At 63.9% G+C, this 16,741-nt stretch carries 17 protein-coding genes, 2 tRNA genes and 1 pseudogene; 8 read left to right on the forward strand and 12 right to left on the reverse strand.

Going from position 1 to position 16,741, the window contains the following annotated elements; all coding sequences use genetic code 11:
- Nucleotides 1–43: 43 nt before the first annotated feature.
- Together F627_RS16700 and F627_RS0113690 are read right to left on the reverse strand one after the other, a co-directional pair.
- Nucleotides 44–376, reverse strand: a complete 333-nt coding sequence (locus tag F627_RS16700; RefSeq protein ID WP_081630766.1) for a type II toxin-antitoxin system PemK/MazF family toxin — start codon at nt 374–376, stop codon at nt 44–46.
- A complete protein-coding gene (locus F627_RS0113690; RefSeq protein WP_018866178.1) occupies nt 366–566 on the reverse strand; it encodes a DUF2281 domain-containing protein in 201 nt (66 codons plus the stop codon). The genes F627_RS16700 and F627_RS0113690 overlap by 11 nt, the downstream gene beginning before the upstream one ends.
- A 136-nt stretch (nt 567–702) precedes the next feature.
- Between F627_RS0113690 and uvrC the strand changes: the two genes are divergently transcribed.
- The 7 genes from uvrC (at nt 703) to F627_RS0113725 (ending at nt 9,065) form a co-directional block, all read left to right on the forward strand.
- Complete coding sequence (gene uvrC, locus F627_RS0113695; protein ID WP_018866179.1) at nt 703–2,529, forward strand: excinuclease ABC subunit UvrC; 1,827 nt, start codon at nt 703–705, stop codon at nt 2,527–2,529.
- Between the two features lie 260 nt (nt 2,530–2,789).
- A complete protein-coding gene (gene pgsA, locus F627_RS0113700) occupies nt 2,790–3,341 on the forward strand; it encodes a CDP-diacylglycerol--glycerol-3-phosphate 3-phosphatidyltransferase (RefSeq protein WP_018866180.1) in 552 nt (183 codons plus the stop codon).
- 141 nt (nt 3,342–3,482) lie between these two features.
- Nucleotides 3,483–4,832 carry a sensor domain-containing diguanylate cyclase gene (locus tag F627_RS0113705; protein ID WP_019584366.1) on the forward strand — a complete coding sequence of 450 codons (1,350 nt, stop codon included), beginning with the start codon at nt 3,483–3,485 and terminating at the stop codon, nt 4,830–4,832.
- 42 nt (nt 4,833–4,874) lie between these two features.
- Nucleotides 4,875–4,950: transfer RNA gene (locus F627_RS0113710), tRNA-Gly, on the forward strand.
- A 91-nt stretch (nt 4,951–5,041) separates the two neighbouring features.
- Nucleotides 5,042–5,115, forward strand: a tRNA-Cys gene (locus F627_RS0113715).
- A 165-nt stretch (nt 5,116–5,280) separates the two neighbouring features.
- On the forward strand, nt 5,281–6,375 hold the full coding sequence (locus F627_RS0113720; RefSeq protein ID WP_019584367.1) for a diguanylate cyclase: 1,095 nt from the start codon (nt 5,281–5,283) through the stop codon (nt 6,373–6,375).
- 200 nt (nt 6,376–6,575) lie between these two features.
- The gene (locus F627_RS0113725) at nt 6,576–9,065 is read left to right on the forward strand and encodes an EAL domain-containing protein (RefSeq protein ID WP_019584368.1); all 2,490 of its coding nucleotides are present in this window, start codon (nt 6,576–6,578) and stop codon (nt 9,063–9,065) included.
- 925 nt (nt 9,066–9,990) lie between these two features.
- On the opposite strand, the gene F627_RS0113730 is transcribed toward F627_RS0113725, so the two are convergent.
- The 10 genes from F627_RS0113730 to F627_RS0113770 all read right to left on the reverse strand — a co-directional run bounded on the left by F627_RS0113730 (nt 9,991) and on the right by F627_RS0113770 (nt 16,191).
- Nucleotides 9,991–10,413, reverse strand: a complete 423-nt coding sequence (locus F627_RS0113730; RefSeq protein WP_019584369.1) for a type II toxin-antitoxin system VapC family toxin — start codon at nt 10,411–10,413, stop codon at nt 9,991–9,993.
- Entirely contained in the window at nt 10,413–10,655 is a 243-nt protein-coding gene (locus tag F627_RS0113735; RefSeq protein ID WP_019584370.1) for a type II toxin-antitoxin system Phd/YefM family antitoxin, read from the reverse strand. The genes F627_RS0113730 and F627_RS0113735 overlap by 1 nt, the downstream gene beginning before the upstream one ends.
- A 216-nt stretch (nt 10,656–10,871) precedes the next feature.
- Complete coding sequence (locus F627_RS16705) at nt 10,872–11,177, reverse strand: BrnA antitoxin family protein (RefSeq protein WP_081630767.1); 306 nt, start codon at nt 11,175–11,177, stop codon at nt 10,872–10,874.
- Nucleotides 11,152–11,430 carry a BrnT family toxin gene (locus tag F627_RS0113740; protein WP_018873278.1) on the reverse strand — a complete coding sequence of 93 codons (279 nt, stop codon included), beginning with the start codon at nt 11,428–11,430 and terminating at the stop codon, nt 11,152–11,154. The genes F627_RS16705 and F627_RS0113740 overlap by 26 nt, the downstream gene beginning before the upstream one ends.
- A gap of 134 nt (nt 11,431–11,564) precedes the next feature.
- Nucleotides 11,565–11,879, reverse strand: coding sequence for a CcdB family protein (locus tag F627_RS0113745; protein ID WP_019584371.1), 315 nt, complete (start codon nt 11,877–11,879; stop codon nt 11,565–11,567).
- Entirely contained in the window at nt 11,879–12,127 is a 249-nt protein-coding gene (locus F627_RS0113750; protein WP_026332119.1) for a type II toxin-antitoxin system CcdA family antitoxin, read from the reverse strand. Before F627_RS0113750 ends, F627_RS0113745 begins: the two co-directional genes overlap by 1 nt.
- A 200-nt stretch (nt 12,128–12,327) precedes the next feature.
- Nucleotides 12,328–13,479 carry a transposase gene (locus tag F627_RS0113755; protein WP_019584373.1) on the reverse strand — a complete coding sequence of 384 codons (1,152 nt, stop codon included), beginning with the start codon at nt 13,477–13,479 and terminating at the stop codon, nt 12,328–12,330.
- 1,040 nt (nt 13,480–14,519) lie between these two features.
- Complete coding sequence (locus tag F627_RS0113760; protein ID WP_019584374.1) at nt 14,520–14,978, reverse strand: pilin; 459 nt, start codon at nt 14,976–14,978, stop codon at nt 14,520–14,522.
- A 385-nt stretch (nt 14,979–15,363) separates the two neighbouring features.
- On the reverse strand, nt 15,364–15,786 hold the full coding sequence (locus F627_RS0113765) for a putative toxin-antitoxin system toxin component, PIN family (protein WP_019584375.1): 423 nt from the start codon (nt 15,784–15,786) through the stop codon (nt 15,364–15,366).
- Nucleotides 15,787–15,945: 159 nt separating this feature from the next.
- Nucleotides 15,946–16,191, reverse strand: a complete 246-nt coding sequence (locus F627_RS0113770; protein ID WP_019584376.1) for a type II toxin-antitoxin system Phd/YefM family antitoxin — start codon at nt 16,189–16,191, stop codon at nt 15,946–15,948.
- A gap of 394 nt (nt 16,192–16,585) precedes the next feature.
- On the opposite strand from F627_RS0113770, the pseudogene F627_RS17060 reads away from it, so the two are divergent.
- A pseudogene (locus F627_RS17060) lies at nt 16,586–16,741 on the forward strand (IS110 family transposase); the annotation flags it as partial.

The raw sequence follows: 16,741 nt of genomic DNA on the forward strand, positions 1-16,741 counted from the left end.
CCGTGGCAATCGGTCAGTTTACGGGCAGGGCCGAGCTCCCCGCCTACGGGCAATGGAAATGGCGGCAGAAATGCGCCCGGATCCCATCAACGGTTTGTGCGTCGAGCTTCGCGTATTGATGAGTGATCAAACGGCTACTGAGCGTGAATATCTTGTCGTAGCGAACCCAGCTGGGCTTGGGAAGTGAACCCTCCAGCAACATGTTCGGGTTCACTTCTATTGCATGAGTCTGGTTTGGCGACGATGTTACGGCGAGCGCAGCGAAATCGCCGAATCGATCGATCGCGGAAAGGACAAGGACAGGCCGGCGTTTTCGAGTGGTCAGGTCCGAAAAGGGAAAGGGGATGGCAACGATAGCTCCCGGCTCAGCGGTCATCCCAGACCTCGTCCTCGGGGTTTTCCCAGATCGATCCGAGAGCAGTTTCCTGGGCTTTCTTGATGTCTTCGCCGGGCGTGTCACTCAATCCGTGCTTGGATTCCAGATAACCAATGAAATCCAGCACTTCGCGCGAAAGGGGTTCGGGCAGGCGCTTAACCTCTTCATAGATCTGATCGGCGATGTCCATGGTTCGACCCTCTTGGTGCGCCGCCTCGGCTGGCGGAGTGACATTAGAGATTGGCTTGAAGGATATCCCGAACAGGATCGGTCGCGCACGAGGCCTATGCCGGGCGAGGGGGCAGTTCCGGTATCCTGATGCGATCATGAGTACCCCCGAGACCGGATTCGATCACAAGGCCTTTCTGCAGTCGCTGACGCAGTCCCCCGGCGTGTACCAGATGCTGGATGCGTCGGGGGCGGTGCTGTATGTCGGCAAGGCGCGAAACCTGAAGAGCCGGGTGGCCAGCTATTTCCGTGGCAGCGATGACCGCGGCCCGCGCATCCGCTCGATGGTGCGGCAGATCGCGGATATCCGTGTGGCGGTGACGCACACCGAGGCCGAGGCCCTGCTGCTGGAGGCCAACCTGATCAAGCGCCACCGGCCGCGCTATAACGTGCTGCTGCGGGACGACAAGAGCTACCCCTACATCTACGTCTCCAACCAGGAGTACCCGCGGCTGGGGTTCCACCGTGGTGCGCGCAAGAAGGGCGTTCGCTACTTCGGGCCGTACCCCTCGGCCGGGGCGGTGCGCGAGAGCCTGGCGCTGCTGCAGAAGCTGTTCCAGGTGCGCCAGTGCGAGGACAGTGTGTTCGCGCATCGTTCCCGCCCCTGCCTGCAATACCAGATCGGGCGCTGCACCGCCCCCTGTGTCGGCTACATCGAGCCGGAGGACTACGCCCGCGACGTGGAGGCTTCGGTCAAGTTCCTCGAGGGCAAGAGCGAGGCGGTGGTCGCGGAATTGATGGAGCGCATGGAGGCGGCCTCCGCGCGCCTGGATTTCGAGCACGCGGCGCGCCTGCGCGACCAGATCGCGCGGTTGCGCCAGATCTCCGAGCAGCAGTTCGTCTCGGGCGGCGAGGGCGATGCCGACGTATTCGCGCTGGCGCAGGAGGCGGGGGCCTGCGCGGTGGAGATCTTCTTCGTGCGCAATGGCCAGAATCTCGGCAACAGCGAGCTGTTCCCCAACGTGCCCGAGGCCACGGATACGGACGAGATCATGGCCGCGGTGCTGGCGCAGTACTACGCGGAACGCGAGCCTCCGGCGCGCATCCTGCTTTCGCACGAGCCACAGGGTGCGGAGGCACTGGAGGCCTTTCTGGCGGAACGTCGTGGCGGGAAGGTCGCGCTGGCGTGGTCGCTGCGCGGCGAGCGGGCCCGCTGGCTGGACATGGCGCGGCGCAACGCCGAGCTGGCGCTGAAGACCCGCATCGCCAGCCAGGCCGGGCAGACCGCGCGGCTGGATGCCCTGACCGCCGAGCTGGGGCTGGAGGAGGCACCCCGGCGCATGGAGTGCTTCGATATCTCGCACACCGGGGGCGAGGGCACCGTGGCCTCCTGCGTGGTGTTCGGGCCGGAGGGGCCGATCAAGTCGGACTACCGCCGCTTCAATATCGAGGGGATCGAGCCGGGCGACGACTATGCGGCCATGCATCAGGCGCTCAGCCGGCGTTTTGCGCGGCTGAAGAAGGGCGAGGGCCAGGAACCGGATATCCTGTTCATCGATGGCGGCAAGGGCCAGGTGACGCAGGCGCTGAATGTGCTGGCGGATCTCGGGCTGGACCACATCAAGGTGGTGGGCGTGGCCAAGGGTGAGGAGCGCAAGCCGGGGATGGAAACCCTGATATTGAGCGGGGTAGAGGCGCCCTCTATACTCCCCGCGCATTCCGGCGCGCTGCATCTGATCCAGCAGATCCGCGACGAGGCCCATCGGTTTGCGATCACCGGACACCGCGCCCGCCGCGCGAAGGCGCGCAAGGAATCGACCCTGGAGGCCATTCCGGGGCTGGGGCCGAAGCGGCGCAGCGCGCTGCTGAAGCACTTCGGCGGCCTGCGGGGCGTCAGCAGGGCCGGGGTCGAGGAGCTGACCAAGGTGCCGGGGATCCATCGACGCCTCGCGCAGTCGATCTACGACCAGTTTCACGAGAGTTAAGGAAACACTGATTAATGTGCACGCTCGCGTTGGCACCTCAGGTTTTCCGAGACAAGGCGCGGTGCGCAGCCGGTAGTGGTTCTACCGGCAAGCGTCGCAACGCAGGATCGGGGAACCTGGGGTGCCAACCCCGAAGGGGCTCCGGCGTTGCGGTTTGCTTGTGCAGAATGACTGCACGGTGGTCACTGCGCATTAGACGCACGCAAAAGCGACTCGAGCGCGAGCGTGCACATTAATCAGTGTTTCCTTAAGCTACTGCCATGTTCCCCCAACTGCCCACCTGGCTGACCTGGTCGCGGATCGTAATGATCCCCTTGCTGGTAGCCGTGTTCTATGGCCTGGCGATGCCCCTGGGCGGCGTCCTCGCCGCCATCATCTTCGCCCTGGCGGGGCTGACCGACTGGCTGGATGGCTATCTGGCCCGGCGCTGGAAGGTGACCAGCCGGTTCGGCGCCTTCCTGGACCCGGTCGCGGACAAGCTGATCGTGGCCGCGGCGCTGGTGCTGGTGGTCGATCACAACCCGGGGCTGGGCCTGGCACTGGCCGCGATCGTGATCATCGGGCGCGAGATCGCGATCTCCGCGCTGCGCGAGTGGATGGCGGAGATTGGCGGCAGCGCCAAGGTGGCGGTGTCCTGGGTGGGCAAGGTGAAGACCACGGCCCAGATGGTCGCGATCTTCCTGTTGCTCTGGGCGGAGCCGATCGCCGGGCTCCCCACCTTCGTGATCGGCGAATGGCTGTTGTATCTTGCCGCGGCGCTCACGCTGGTCTCGATGATCCAGTACATGCTGGCTGCCGCGCGAAGCAACTGACGCGCGGCGCGATCCCTTCTCATCGGTGGCCCCGACACCACGGGACAGGCCGCGCCCACCGGGCGATACGGTGCGTTCCGCTGCGCCGGGGTTTGGCGATACACTGCGATGATCGACCACGTGTCGCCCGCGGGAACGCCCATGCCTGGTCCCCAGCTAGACCTCGACAACATCCAGACGCTGGAGGCGCTTCAGGGGCTGCTTCCCGGCTTCGTCTACCAGTTGCGCAGAGGGCCGGACGGGCATTTCGTCTACCCCTATGTGGGCGAGGTGGTGGAGCGCTGGTTCGGCGTGGACCGGGAGTCACTGAAGGTTGACGGCGCGCCGCTACTGGAATGCATCCATCCGGACGACCGCGAGCGAGTGGTGCGATCCACGATAGCCACCGAGGAACATGGGGCGCACGCGAGCATGGAGTTCCGCATGCGGTGTCGCGGGGGCGGCGAGATGTGGCTGTCCGCCTACGACACCGCACGGCGCCTCGACGATGGCTCCGTGGTCTGGACCGGCTTTGCCACCGAGGTGACCGAGCGCAAGCAACTGGAGGCTTCGCTGCGTCAGAGCGAGGCGAAGTTTCGCGCCTTCGTGGAGACGGCCAGCGACGTCATCTACTCGCTACGCCCCGATGGCGTGCTGAGCTACGTATCGCCCAACTGGACCGAAAACCTGGGGTACCCGATCAGCGATGCCATCGACCACGCCATTGATGAGTACGTCGCGCCGGAGGATCTTCCGGCCTGCTACGCCTTTCTCGAGGGAATCGCCCGTACGGGGCAGAAAGCCTCGGGCATCGAGTATCGAATCCGTCATCAGGATGGGCATTACCGCTGGCACACTAGCAACGTGTCGCCGGTGCTGGACGAGGAGGGTCGCGTGACGGAGTTCCTCGGTATTGCGCGTGACATCACTGATCGCAAGGTAACCGAGGAGCAGATGCAGAGACTGGCTCATTACGACCCGCTCACGGACTTGCCAAATCGCACTCTTTTTTACCAGATCCTTGATCACGAACTGACAGGGGCTCGCCGCGGCGGGCAGCCGGTAGCCCTGATGTTCGTCGACCTCGACGAATTCAAGCCGGTGAATGATCAGTATGGCCACGCGGTTGGGGATCTCCTGTTGCGTGCGGTGGCTCAGCGTCTGGCGGGTGCGATACGCGAAAGCGACGTGGCTGCGCGCATTGCGGGGGACGAGTTCGTGGTGATGCTGCCGCGCTTCCAGTCGGCGCAGGAGAGCCGGGCACAGGCCGCCGTGATTGGCGAGAAGATTCGGGCGGCCCTGGCCGAACCGTTCGACTGCGACGGCGTCGAGGTGCGGATCTCCTGCAGCATCGGGATTGCGCTGTTTCCGCTGGATGCGGCCGACGGACCGGGCTTGTCGCGGGCAGCGGATGCCGCGATGTATGTCGCGAAGAATGCCGGACGCAACCAGGTGGTGGTGTTTGACCGCGCGGTGCATGGCGCTGGGGCGATCGGCTACCGCGGGTATTGACCTGCCGGGAATCTGCGGTAGAATACGCGCCGATAACGAAGAGCGGGAATAGCTCAGCTGGTAGAGCACAACCTTGCCAAGGTTGGGGTCGCGAGTTCGAATCTCGTTTCCCGCTCCAACAGATTCCTGAAACCCCGGTTCCGCCGGGGTTTTCTGTTTCGGCCCGCGCAGATGCCCGTGCGTTCGCGGACCGGAACCCACCCGATACAGGCTGGGTGGCAGAGTGGTTATGCAGCGGACTGCAAATCCGTGTACGCCGGTTCGATTCCGACCCCAGCCTCCATCATTGCAGTACCTGCAAAAGGCCGCCTCCGGGCGGCCTTTTGCGTGGTCGGGATTGTCCCGCGTGATGACACCCGGCATGCTCGGGGCACCCGGGGCGTGCGCGAGGGTCGGCCCGGGAGCCATTCATCAGCGGCGGTCCGTCCGTCCGATCGGGGATCAGGCGATGGACGATCCATCCAGCGGCGGTGCTCATGCCGAAGCGGCACAACTGCAGGGCCGCAAGCGCCTCGTATACTTGGTGGCGCTGGCGGGTGGGGTGGCGATCTTCCTGCTGAGCTGGTCGATCCGCGGCCCTGACGATCCCTTTCTGACCTACCTCTATCCACTATTCGCCGGACTGCTGGCCGGTCTGTGGCTAGCCCTGTGGCGTCGTCCCGGCTGGCTCATGCGGCTGGAACCCTGGATGCTGGGACTGGTCGCCGCGATCGTCCTCGCGCGGCTGGGCTGGCATTTTCATGCCGGGGGATCCCTGGACGACCGCCTTCTGGTCCTGGCTGGTGGCCATTACTGGGCGGTGGGGATTGTGATCCTCGCGGCGTTCGTGATGCTGGATCACCGCGCGGGTCTGCGCGCGGGGCTGGCTATCCTGATCGTTGCGTCGCTCATCGCCCTGGCCGGGGTGGTCGGAGAGGCCCTGGACGGGACGCTTGCCACCGAGACCGCGGTCTATCTGCTGCGGGTGCACCTGTTCCTGGGCGTGCTGCTGGTGCTGGCCAGTATTGCCACCTCGATGCGTGACACGGTGAAGGATGCCCTGGTCCGGTCCGAGGCCATGGCGCGGGCCGCGCGCACCGACCCCCTGACCGGACTTGCGAATCGCCGGGCCGCGGAGGCCTTTCTGGACCGCCAGGCCGCGGCCGTGGCGCGTTACGGGCATCCCGTCGCGGTGATCGGCATGGATATCGACCACTTCAAGGCCGTGAACGACGCGCATGGTCACGCCTGTGGCGATGCCGTGATCGAGGGTGTGGCGCGTCGACTGGAGGCCAACCTGCGCGAGCCGGACTTCGTCGCCCGCTGGGGCGGGGAGGAGTTCCTGATCGTGGCGCCGGAGACCTCAGCACACGAGGCGCAGCAGCTGGCCGAGCGCTGCCGGGCGGCCCTGGCTTCCGAGCCGATTGCGGGAGTACCGGTCACCGGTTCGTTCGGGATCACGGTATTCCGCGCGGGGGATACGCTGGACGATGTGCTGGGGCGCGCGGACAACCTGATGTACGCGGCCAAGGCAGCCGGCCGGGATCGCGTGCTGGTGGAATAGGCGCGACTCCGGTGCCGGCGCGCAGCAGGATCAAAGCCGTGGCACTATGCTGGAGGCTATACCGCCCAGGGAGTTCGATTAACGTGTCGGACGAGTATGCAATGCCTCCGGGCGCCGGTCTGACTCGATCCCGTAAACCGGCGCAATGTCGTAGGCCATGGACGGCCCTCGTGGGGGCGGCGGCCGCGTGCTTGCTCGCAATGCTGCCGGCCGGGCAGGCGTTCGCCGAGGCGGAACTGCGGGTAGGCGTGTACGACAACGCGCCCAAGGTCAGCGTGGACGCGCAGGGCGAGGCCGGTGGTCTGTTCGTGCACCTGCTGGACTCCATTGCCCGACGCGAACACTGGCAGATCGAGTATATCCCCTGCGAGTGGGCTCAGTGCCTGCTGGATCTGCGCCAGGGCCGGCTGGACCTGATGCCGGACGTGGCCCTGACCGAGATGCGCGACGAGTTTCTCGACTTTCACCAGATCCCGGTCGTGCAGGGCTGGAGCCAGGTGTACGCCTTCCCGCAATCCGGCTTCAGCAGCCTGGAAGCGCTTGGCTCGCGGCGGCTCGCCGTACTGGAAGGCTCCGTGCAGGAAAGCCATCTGCGACAGGAGCAGATGCGCGATCCGGACCTCGAGTACGAACTGGTCACCTTCACCAGCCTGCCGGCGGTCCTCGCGGCGGTTGGGGAAGGCGAGGCTGTCGCGGCGGTCAGCAACAACTTCTACGGTCGCCAGCATGCCAGGGCCTTCGGCCTGGTGGAGACCCCCATCACCTTCGGCCAGGTGGGCCTTTATTACGCGGCCACGCCGGAGCGGCATGGCGAGTACCTGGCCGTGATCGACGCCTATCTGGATCAATGGAAGCCCCTGGCGGATTCGCCCTATCAGCGGGCCCTTGCCGAGACGCTGCTGGCGGATGATTCGCCCGGGTTGCCGGGCTGGGTCCGCTGGGCGTTGTTTTCCGCGCTGGGCCTGGTGCTGCTCCTGGCGGTCGCGGGACTGCTGTTGCGCTGGCAGGTGCGTCTACGTACCCGGGAGCTGGCGGCCGCCAACCAGCGGCTGGAGCATGTGATCGACAGCGGCCCGACGGTGATCTATCAGCTCGCCTCCTCGGATCTCACGCCACAGTGGGTGAGTCCCAACATTCAGCGTCTGTTCGGGGTTGATCCGGCTGCCGCGCTGCGCCCCGGCTGGTGGGAACAGCAACTGCACCCCGAGGATCGGGTCGGTGCCCTGCAGGAGAATCAGCGGCTGCTGACCGACGGCGAGGTGGTGCGCGGATTCCGGCTGTTTGATGGCTGGGGCAAGCTGCGCCACGTGCGCGACGAGATGCGGCTGGTCCCCGGCGCGAGCGGTCGGGGCGAGCAGGAAATCGTCGGCGCCTGGACCGATCTGACCGACAGCATCGAGCAGAAGGAGCAGCTGCGCCAGATCTCGCACTTCGATACCCGTACCGGGCTGCCGAACCGAACGCTGCTGCAGGATCGCCTCGGGCACACGGTGGAGCGCGCGATGGCCGATGGCGAGGCGCGCTGGGTGGTGCTGCTGGACCTCGACCGCTTCCGCAACGTCAACGAGACCCTGGGGACCTCGGCGGGCGATACCGTCTTGCAGGGGATCGCGCAACGCCTGGGCCAGACGCTGACACCCCAGGACACCATCGCGCGCGTCGGCGCGGACGAATTCTGCCTGATTGCGGAGACCCCGGAACACGACGGTCTGGAATCCTTCATGCAGACCCTGCTGGATACCCTGCGCGCCCCCTTCGAGACCTCGGGGCGCAGCCTGGTACTCACCGTGAGCGCCGGTGTGGCCCGCTTCCCGGACGACGGCCAGACCCGGGAGGAGCTGCTGACCGCGGCCGAACTGGCCATGCAGGCGGCGCGGGCCCGTGGCGGTGACGGCTGGTGCGCTTACACCCCGGAGATGGGCGCCCTGACGGAGCACCGACTGTTTCTGGAAAACGACCTGCGCCAGGCCATCGCCAACGAGGAATTCGTGCTCCACTTCCAGCCCCAGTTCGACCTCGCCAGTGGCGAGTGTGTGGGGGTGGAGAGCCTGGTCCGCTGGAACCATCCGCGCCGCGGCATGGTATCCCCCGCGGAGTTCATCCCGCTGGCGGAGGAGACGGGGCTGATCGTATCGATCGACCGCTGGGTGCTGGAAGCGGCCTGTCGCCAGCTCGCCATCTGGGACACGGCGGGCCGACACATCCCCATGATGGCCGTGAACCTCTCGGCCCGCGAGCTCCATGACGAGGCGCTGGTTGCGACCGTGCGCGAGACCCTCGAGCGCCACGGCATCGCCCCGGAGCGTCTCGAGGTTGAACTGACCGAGACCATGATCATGGAGGACCCGGAACGGGCCCTGGCGATCCTGCGCCGCCTGGACAGCCTGGGGGTCCGACTGGCCATGGACGACTTCGGCTCGGGCTACTCCAACCTGGCGCACCTGCGCCGCCTGCCGCTGCATCGCCTGAAGGTCGACCAGTCCCTGGTGCGCGACATCGGCCACTCCCGCCACAACGAATCCATCATCCGCGCCATCATCGCACTGGCCGCCGCCCTGGAACTGGACCTGATCGCCGAAGGCGTGGAGGAAGAACCCCAGCGAAGCTTCCTGCTGCGCGAAGGCTGTGCCACCGGCCAGGGCTACCTCCTCGGCCGACCCGCCCCCGCCAACCAATTGTTTCAGACCTGACGCGCGGACTGCGCATCGAGCCACACGCTTCACCTGGCCCGACCGAAGCGGCAACGCCACGCCATGTAGGAGCGGTCTCGGCCGCGAAGCCCCTGCCCGCGTGAGCATCACCCCGACCCTCTGGGGCGACCCACGGCCCACGATCGAGAGTAGCTGGACCCTCGTGGGTGGCTGCCGCGATTTCGGCGAAATAGAAAAATATTCCAGCAAAAACTACCGATCAGAGATCGAAATCGACCGCTCATGGAAATGTTCGCCACGCGGCTGGAACTCCACATCGGTTCTGTTAGCTTGTGCCTCGGGGCAGGGAAGCCCCAAAAGGGTCGTCCAGGAAGGGAATCCGGGGCGGCCCTTTCTCGTTCTACGCCCCGGTAACTCTTGATCCCAATCCTGACATTTCCGTAGTGCTGCAGAACAGGTGAGGTGTCCGCGAGGTTCTTCCGGGTCCAGTGGACGTCCCGGTAATCCTAGCGCTTGTCCCGTACGGTCGCGTTCGAGTCCTGCGTTCGCGAGCGATGGGCGGTCGGAGCCTGCTTGCAGGCGAAGCCCCCGCCCGCGCCGGACCTGCCCAAACTGCCGGGTGCATCAGCGAATCCAGCCTCTGGCAATAAGATGCCCGACCGCGCGCCGGTGCTTGGGGAACCAAAAGTAAACTTCCGCCCAGTGTCCTGCGGTCGAATTGGGCCCAGCAACAAAGGACGCAGCATCAAAGTGCGTGTCCTGAGAGAGCGCACCCACCCACCGGTCATCCCGCAAACCGCGAAGCGGTTATCCGGGATCTCGATGATTGGGGCTGCCTCTACGCGGGAGATCCCGGCGCCTGGCTTCGCTCCGGCCGGGATGACATCGCGCCAAAGTGGATGTGCCACCGCGCCAACGAATGGTCGCCAAAGTGGATGTCCCGCAGAACTGAATTCTCGGCAAACTACAGCAGCGTCGCATTCACGCCCATGGGTTCTGCAGCGGCCACGAGCGTCTTGTCGAGTGAGCAAAGTTCCACGCCGTGGTTGTACGCAATGGCCAGGTGAAGTGCGTCGCCCGCGCGCAACCCGGAGGCATGATCGTCGGCGAAGAGGGCAGCGGTGTGGTAATCGATAGACGAGACCGGCAGGGTCGAGAGCGACGATTCCCGCAACGCCGCAAATGCGCCAAGCACGGTCGCCCGTTCCCGGGGTGTCAGGATCTCCATTCGAACCTTCATGGACAAGGCTGCGGAGAACTCCGTAAGCACCCAGTCACTTATGCACAGCGAACCGGCGCTCTGTGCCGCCAGCCAATTCTGCATATCCTCGGTTCGGGGCTCGCGAGTGAGGGCCGCCACCAGGACGCTGGTATCCAGATAGCGCATCAGTAGCGAGCATCATCACGCATACGACGGATGAAGGTCTCATCGATACTGTTGTGCTGGGTATCCGTGACTGCACGGAGCGCATTCGCATCGATCGGCTTCCTGGGTGCGGTGGCACTGGAAAGGCGCACGACCGCCTTGCCTCGCTTGGTGATGAGGATGGATTCACCTGCAGCAGCACGTTCAGCTAGTTCGCTCAGGTGGGCTTTGGCGTTCGCCAGGCTAACCGTCGGCTCGGGCATTTCGCACCCTCCTGACCATGTAGATGGTCATATCATACCCTGGCCATAACCGTTGCGGAAATGGCCTGGCGCGAGGGACGGGGGTGCAGACGCGGGGCTTGCGGCCGATTGCGGCGGCGAATCCGGCTTATGTCCGCAAAGTGGGTGTCCTCGGGATGGTCCAACCCACCCCGACTGCTTTCGAAAACGCGTTTATAACCAGCCGAGACCTGACAACTAACGATTATTAGAAGTCGGACTATGCTCCTTGAGCCAGTCTTTCAAAGCCGAGTCCATTCGCGTCTGCCAACCCTTTCCCGTCGCGCGGAATGCCTCCACGACGTCTGGCGACAGGCGGATCGTGATGCGCTCTTTAGTCACAGGCAGAGGTGGGCGACCGACGCGTCGCAGGGCTTTCGTCTCGTCTTCGGAAGGTTCCCGGGTCTCTGGATCAGCATCGATTCCGGCCTGAATGGACGATTCCTCGTCGGCGTCGTTCAAGACGACGCGCCGACCGCTACGTAGCGTTAGTGATTTCGACATAACGCGCAATCTCCCGGTTGTTGGCTTTGCGCAGGCTGATGATTCGCCGCACGGACGATCGATCGGTGAAAACGACGCAATACAAGCGTTCGCCCATCAAGGCGTACCCGAGCATTCGACGTTCGCCGTAGCTTTTCCGTCGGTCTTCCATGGCCAGGAGCGTATCCCATTCGAGCCCGAGGGCATCGCCGAGTGAGACCCCGTGTTTCGCCAGGTTCGCAGCGTCCTTGTCTGCGTCAAACTCGATCTCCATATACTTATTGTATGCACATTAAATGGAGTGAGCAATTGGCGAGTTGGGTCAGACTCGTGCCCCTGCAAAACGGGGTCGTCTGGAAGGACGTAGCCGCGGCAACAAAGTGGATGTCCCGGCCGACAAAGGAGCGGTCAGATGCCGGTGAGCAGCAAGTCGCAAGCGGCGATGATGGCATTTCGCTCGTGGGCTAGGCTGACGACCTCGGCGCCAAGCGACTCGCGGGAAACTCCGGCCAGTTCAGCAGTCGACAGGACGACCGGTTGGCCCTCGATGGTGAAGGTCGGGTTGAGGATGCGGGCGGGGCGACCAAACGCCTCAGCGTCTACAAGTGGGGCGACCACCACCGTGTCCAGTTCGGAGAGCAGATCGCTCTGAAGGACGAGCAGATAGGGTATCCAGCGCGCGGTGGCTCCGTGCGGGTTGCGATGTACCGCAAACTGCGCCATCAGAAGCGACGCATATGGTCGCCAAAGCTGCCCTGTTTGGCTACGCGCTGGTTGTATTCTTCGAGGGCCTCCCGATTCTCGGTCAGCCATGCGTCGCGACGGGCGTCGCGCACGGCACGCGCCAGCGATTCCTCGAACAGGCCCGAGAGATTGATGCCGAGCTCTCGCGCCTGGGCCAGAAGGTCGGTATTGACGCTGAGGTTGGTGGCCTTGCGCGGTGCGTCTGTGTTGTACGGGGCCTGGTGCACGAAGGCCTCCTGCATAATGCCGATAATGGTGCATATAATATGCGCATCAGTGATGCGCATCAAGAAGATCTGATTAGCGTCCATCGAGGATGGCATGACCAAGGGCGACAAATTGGCAGTCGCAGAAAACTCTCCTGATCTTGATGGCGCAGAGCGTCTGCGAATCCCGGTCGTTGGCGTCTGTATGGCGGTCGACGGTGTCAGGCAGCGTGATTGGGGAAGAGCTTGCGGGCGGCCCCGATGCCTCGCAGATAGCGGGTCTGGCGCGCGTCGCACCGGGCCGTGATGCGACCCGGTGTCCCCACCACGCTGCCAAATTGCCGCAGCAAGCGGCTGGATGTGAGGATGAACTGGTCGGGGTCGATTCCCAGACGTACCAGCAAGGGTGGGGTTGCACCATCAATGAAGCCGCGCTTGTCTTCGCGGATCACGCGGCCGGTTGCCTCCACGAGCTGCAGGTAGTCCTCGAACCCAAAGGGCACCGCCGGTTCCGTCCGGCCAGTGGCATCGAATGGCATTAGCGGGGCACCCGGCAGACGATTCAGGGCCCACTCGGGGTTCAGGGATTCTGCATCCTGTGGATCCGCACGCCACTGATGTCCGACCGCCCTGGCGATTCGGTACGAGCGTCTCATGCACCCTTTCGTTGAATCGGCCGCATCGATGCTCGGTGACCCGCAGGTTTGCGGGTCGTCGTCCATGGCCAACCTGAGGAGCAGGTCGGTCCTCTCGGCAACCGATGTGTAATCCGAACGCTCGGGTGTATCCGCGATCCCGGCCCGGATGGGGTTGAGGTCAACGTAGGCCATGGCGGTCAGGACAGCTTGTTCGTCGAGGAGCGCCTGGCTCTTGAAGCGTCCTTCCCAGAAGCGCCCTGTCACCCCGTCTTCGGCGTTGGCTTGCCGTGCGATCGACTCGTTCAGCACGCGCATGAACCACGAAAGATCAGCCAGACGCGAGCGATATGTCTCCGCCCAAGCGTCCACGAGCTCGATTTCCGCTTGACCGAGCCGTTCCGCATCCGCCAGATACCGCTGCACCAGGGTCGGTCCGGCAAAGAGTTGAGTCCATCGACTCAGGGCTTCGTCCCGCCCCAGGCCCTGGACCCGCGTGTCGTCCACCCGGACGACGATGTGAAAGTGGTTGCTCATCACCGCGTAGGCCGCGATGTCGATGGCGAATACCGAAGCGAGTTGCTTGATGCGGTCGGCGATCCAGCCTCGCCGGTGTTCGAAGGAGCGGCCGGTGTGCGCATCGTGGCCGCACAGAAAGGCGCGCCGCACGCAGCGCGAGACCACGTGGTACCAGGGCGTATCGTCCAGAGAGACGAGGGTCGAGCGGGGTTCGGTCATGATGAACTCCTTCCGTGGAGTAGGCCTGCCGGAACGCATGTCCGTTGCGCTCCTGCCGATAGCATAGCCATTGTCCTGAAGGTTTTCAGGAGCACGGCAAGCAAACTGGGTGTGCCTGCGCTTCCGGTATGCCCTCGCAGGGACCGGCCGAGGAAGTTGGGCGGCCGAGGAAAGTGGGTGTCCCAGAAGGCCCGTTCCAAGTGAGACCCCGTGTTTCGCGAGGTTCGCAGCGTCCTTGTCTGCGTCAAACTCGATCTCCATTGACTTATTGTATGCACAAGAATCGGTGCGCGCAATCGGGAGAGCCGGATCCACTCGGAAGGGAACGGAATTCGTGTCTCCTGGCGGTCGGTCCTGGACACGCCACGGCGGCGACCCTGGTCGATTTGGGGGGTGGGGGGAGTGCGGGATGTAGCAGCGGAGTCTGAGCCAGGCGGCTTCGGCGAATCGAGCTTATGTCAACAAAGTGGGTGTCCAAGAGGATCCGAAGTGGGTGTCCCGGAGGATCCCTCCTCGATCAGATCCCAATCATTCCACCGATCGAGGTGTCCACCAAAATTAGACCAGCACAAAAAACCGGGGAATGGCTAGTGGCCCTGCGGGGAAGGAGCGGACTGGGAATGCGTGCGGAGCCCGGCGCCAATTGGTTGAGTCGCTGGTGTCGGCGAATCCGGCTTGTGACAACAAAAAACCCCGGCACGAGGCCGGGGTTTGGGGAGGGGAAAATAAATCTGTCCCCTTTTAACTCCAAAGTGGGTGTCCCAGAGTGTCACGCCACCAGAGATTATTCCCGTTAACGAAAAAGCCCCGGCACGATGGCCGGGGCTCCAGTACTAGGTGGGTGTCCTTACCCTCTTCCACGTGGGTGTCCCAGAGATTATTCAGGCCGGTTAGAAGATCTAGATTACAGGGCGCAAAAGTGGGTGTCCCAGAGCTTTGCCAGAGCTTTCACCAGAGGATTTCACATCAAAAGAAAGCCCCGGCACGATGGCCGGGGCTCCGGTACTGAGTGGGTGTCCTTACCCGTTCTGAGAATTGAATTAGGGCTGGCAAGCACCCGGGAGGATCTGCGCTTCGAGTGTCGTCGTTCCCGAGGGGTCACAGGTCCAGCCTTCGATTTGGCCGGTGGTGGTATTGAGAGCAGGCAAAAGAGCGAGGGTTTCGGTGTTGTTCGCGCCGGCATCAAAGACGATTTGGATTTCACCGGTGGCGGCATCGACAGTTACGCCACCAGCGCTGAAATATTGTCCATTTAGGTTGGCTGCGGTGTTGGTTACGGCTTGATCATTACCCAAGTCGGTGAAATCGCCGTTCTCTGACGCATGAAGGCCAATCTGTGTCCGTAGCCCACTGGTTGCCTGGAAACCTTCGGTTGCCTGCGCCCGCGCGGTGTAATCCTGATAAGCCGGCAACGCAATCGCCGCCAAAATCCCGATAATCGCCACAACGATCATCAGCTCGATAAGCGTAAAGCCCTGCTGGGCGGTCTTCTTCTGCATGGTCGTACTCCCTTGATGTGATGAAAGCTGGGCCGGAGGCCCGGCCACCCCGTGGGCAGCTGTCTGATTAGAAGCAATGGGTGTGCCAGGAACATCAGAACCCGGATAAACGGCGCTGTGTGGCCATTCGGTTTGGGGTTTGGGTCACGACATACGGCGGCTCAGATGTGTCACGTGACAAAAATGGTCACCCCAAGTGACGCGGGTGGTCAGTTTCTTTGGGGGTTTTGTCACTGGAGGCGACCCCGGCTCTTCGCAGCGCGCTGGCCGGTGGGCCGGGGGTGCTACGGGGTGGATTACGCGCTGGCAGGTGCTTCGCCGCCAAGGCGGCTCCTACAGGGTGGACAAGGCTCTGCGCGACAAGATGGTTTGGTGCGGGTGCGGTTCAGCGCTGGGTGAGGAGATCGGCGGGGCGGAGGATGCGGATGCCGTGGAAGGGATCGAGGTCGAGCAGGTCGCCGTCTCCGGTAACGATGGCATGGGCTTCGCCGTGGACGGCGACTTCGAGGAACTTGTCGTCCTTCGGATCGCGACAGGCGGTGATCGGGGTGGTGATCGTAACGAACCGTGCAATGCCACCCAGCAAGCGGATGAACTGCTGTCGCTCCGCCTGGCTGATGTAGGGGTCGAATCTGGGGCGCGAGAGAACCTGGACGAGCTCGTCGAGGGTGGCCTCCGAGACCAGGAGGATGCCCCGGTCGAGTGCGTGGTCAACGGCCTTCGCCGCGGGGCCGGACGGAACCAGGAGGCGACTGACGAGCAGGTTCGTGTCCAGTACCCACCGACGCTGCCGGTTGGACTCAGTCATCGGCCGGAAGCCTGTCGGACTTGGGCGATCGTCGCGAGCGTGTGGGGAGAGCGAGTCCGTTTTGCCGGTCTCTGGAGGCGCATAGTGGGGCTATGTAACGAGAGAGAGCGGCAAAAGGGGCCGCTCTCCCGCACGCGCAGCAGATCAGTCCCAAGTCCGTCAGGCTTCTAGGAGTTGGTCGAGCTTTTCCTGGGTCAGGCCGGTCGCTTCGGCCTTGCCACCGATCTGGTCGCAGAACCGGCGGAACTCATTCACGTTCAGGTGGACCAGGCGCTCGTATTCTTCGGGCGAAAGGACCACGGCCACATCGCGTTTCTGGCGCTGGATGATGACGGGCTCCTTGCGCGCGGATTCGATGACGCCGGCCAGGCCCTGCTTGGCTTCGCTTGCGCTGACGGTACGCATGTCGGTTCCTTTCTGTCTATTAGGTACAGATTGTACAAAATAGTTAGGGGTGGCGCTATCGGTTAGGGGTGGCGCTATCGCCGGCGGTATCGGGTTCAGGCGGTCGGTTCGTGGATTGGATCGCTGATGTGGGCCTCGGGGGCTGTTGCCGATTTCGTCGTTGTTCTGGGTGGTCCTCGGTGGTGGTGCGGGATGCGGTGGGTTTCGCTCATCGGTGGAGATCCCGGCTCTTCGGGTTACTGGGCGCGGGTCTACGAGAAGCGCTCCGGGATCTCAGGCCGATTGCTTCGTCGCTCTGCTCCTCAATGGGATGGACGCCCCCGCCCTATTACGGCATCGCGATGTGCCAGAGTGGGGGTGATCACTCTCACTCGAAGAAGACGGAGGCGTCCACATGCAGGTTACAACACTCGGTATTGATCTCGCGAAGAACGTGTTCCAGGTCCACGGTGTGGATGCGCAGGGCCGGCAGGTGTTTTCGAAGGCGCTGCGGCGCAGCCAGTTGCGCAACTTCGTCGCCCAGCTGCCGGCCTGCCGGATCGGCATGGAG

The organism is Thioalkalivibrio sp. ALE16 (genome assembly GCF_000381305.1).
In the GTDB taxonomy this organism is placed as follows: domain Bacteria; phylum Pseudomonadota; class Gammaproteobacteria; order Ectothiorhodospirales; family Ectothiorhodospiraceae; genus Thioalkalivibrio.

Coding starts and splice junctions, on each gene's coding strand:
- F627_RS16700 (WP_081630766.1), bottom strand. CDS start 376: ATGACCGCTGAGCCGGGAGCTATCGTTGCCATCCCCTTTCCCTTTTCG.
- F627_RS0113690 (WP_018866178.1), bottom strand. CDS start 566: ATGGACATCGCCGATCAGATCTATGAAGAGGTTAAGCGCCTGCCCGAA.
- uvrC (WP_018866179.1), top strand. CDS start 703: ATGAGTACCCCCGAGACCGGATTCGATCACAAGGCCTTTCTGCAGTCG.
- pgsA (WP_018866180.1), top strand. CDS start 2,790: ATGTTCCCCCAACTGCCCACCTGGCTGACCTGGTCGCGGATCGTAATG.
- F627_RS0113705 (WP_019584366.1), top strand. CDS start 3,483: ATGCCTGGTCCCCAGCTAGACCTCGACAACATCCAGACGCTGGAGGCG.
- F627_RS0113720 (WP_019584367.1), top strand. CDS start 5,281: ATGGACGATCCATCCAGCGGCGGTGCTCATGCCGAAGCGGCACAACTG.
- F627_RS0113725 (WP_019584368.1), top strand. CDS start 6,576: ATGCTGCCGGCCGGGCAGGCGTTCGCCGAGGCGGAACTGCGGGTAGGC.
- F627_RS0113730 (WP_019584369.1), bottom strand. CDS start 10,413: ATGCGCTATCTGGATACCAGCGTCCTGGTGGCGGCCCTCACTCGCGAG.
- F627_RS0113735 (WP_019584370.1), bottom strand. CDS start 10,655: ATGCCCGAGCCGACGGTTAGCCTGGCGAACGCCAAAGCCCACCTGAGC.
- F627_RS16705 (WP_081630767.1), bottom strand. CDS start 11,177: ATGTCGAAATCACTAACGCTACGTAGCGGTCGGCGCGTCGTCTTGAAC.
- F627_RS0113740 (WP_018873278.1), bottom strand. CDS start 11,430: ATGGAGATCGAGTTTGACGCAGACAAGGACGCTGCGAACCTGGCGAAA.
- F627_RS0113745 (WP_019584371.1), bottom strand. CDS start 11,879: ATGGCGCAGTTTGCGGTACATCGCAACCCGCACGGAGCCACCGCGCGC.
- F627_RS0113755 (WP_019584373.1), bottom strand. CDS start 13,479: ATGACCGAACCCCGCTCGACCCTCGTCTCTCTGGACGATACGCCCTGG.
- F627_RS0113760 (WP_019584374.1), bottom strand. CDS start 14,978: ATGCAGAAGAAGACCGCCCAGCAGGGCTTTACGCTTATCGAGCTGATG.
- F627_RS0113765 (WP_019584375.1), bottom strand. CDS start 15,786: ATGACTGAGTCCAACCGGCAGCGTCGGTGGGTACTGGACACGAACCTG.
- F627_RS0113770 (WP_019584376.1), bottom strand. CDS start 16,191: ATGCGTACCGTCAGCGCAAGCGAAGCCAAGCAGGGCCTGGCCGGCGTC.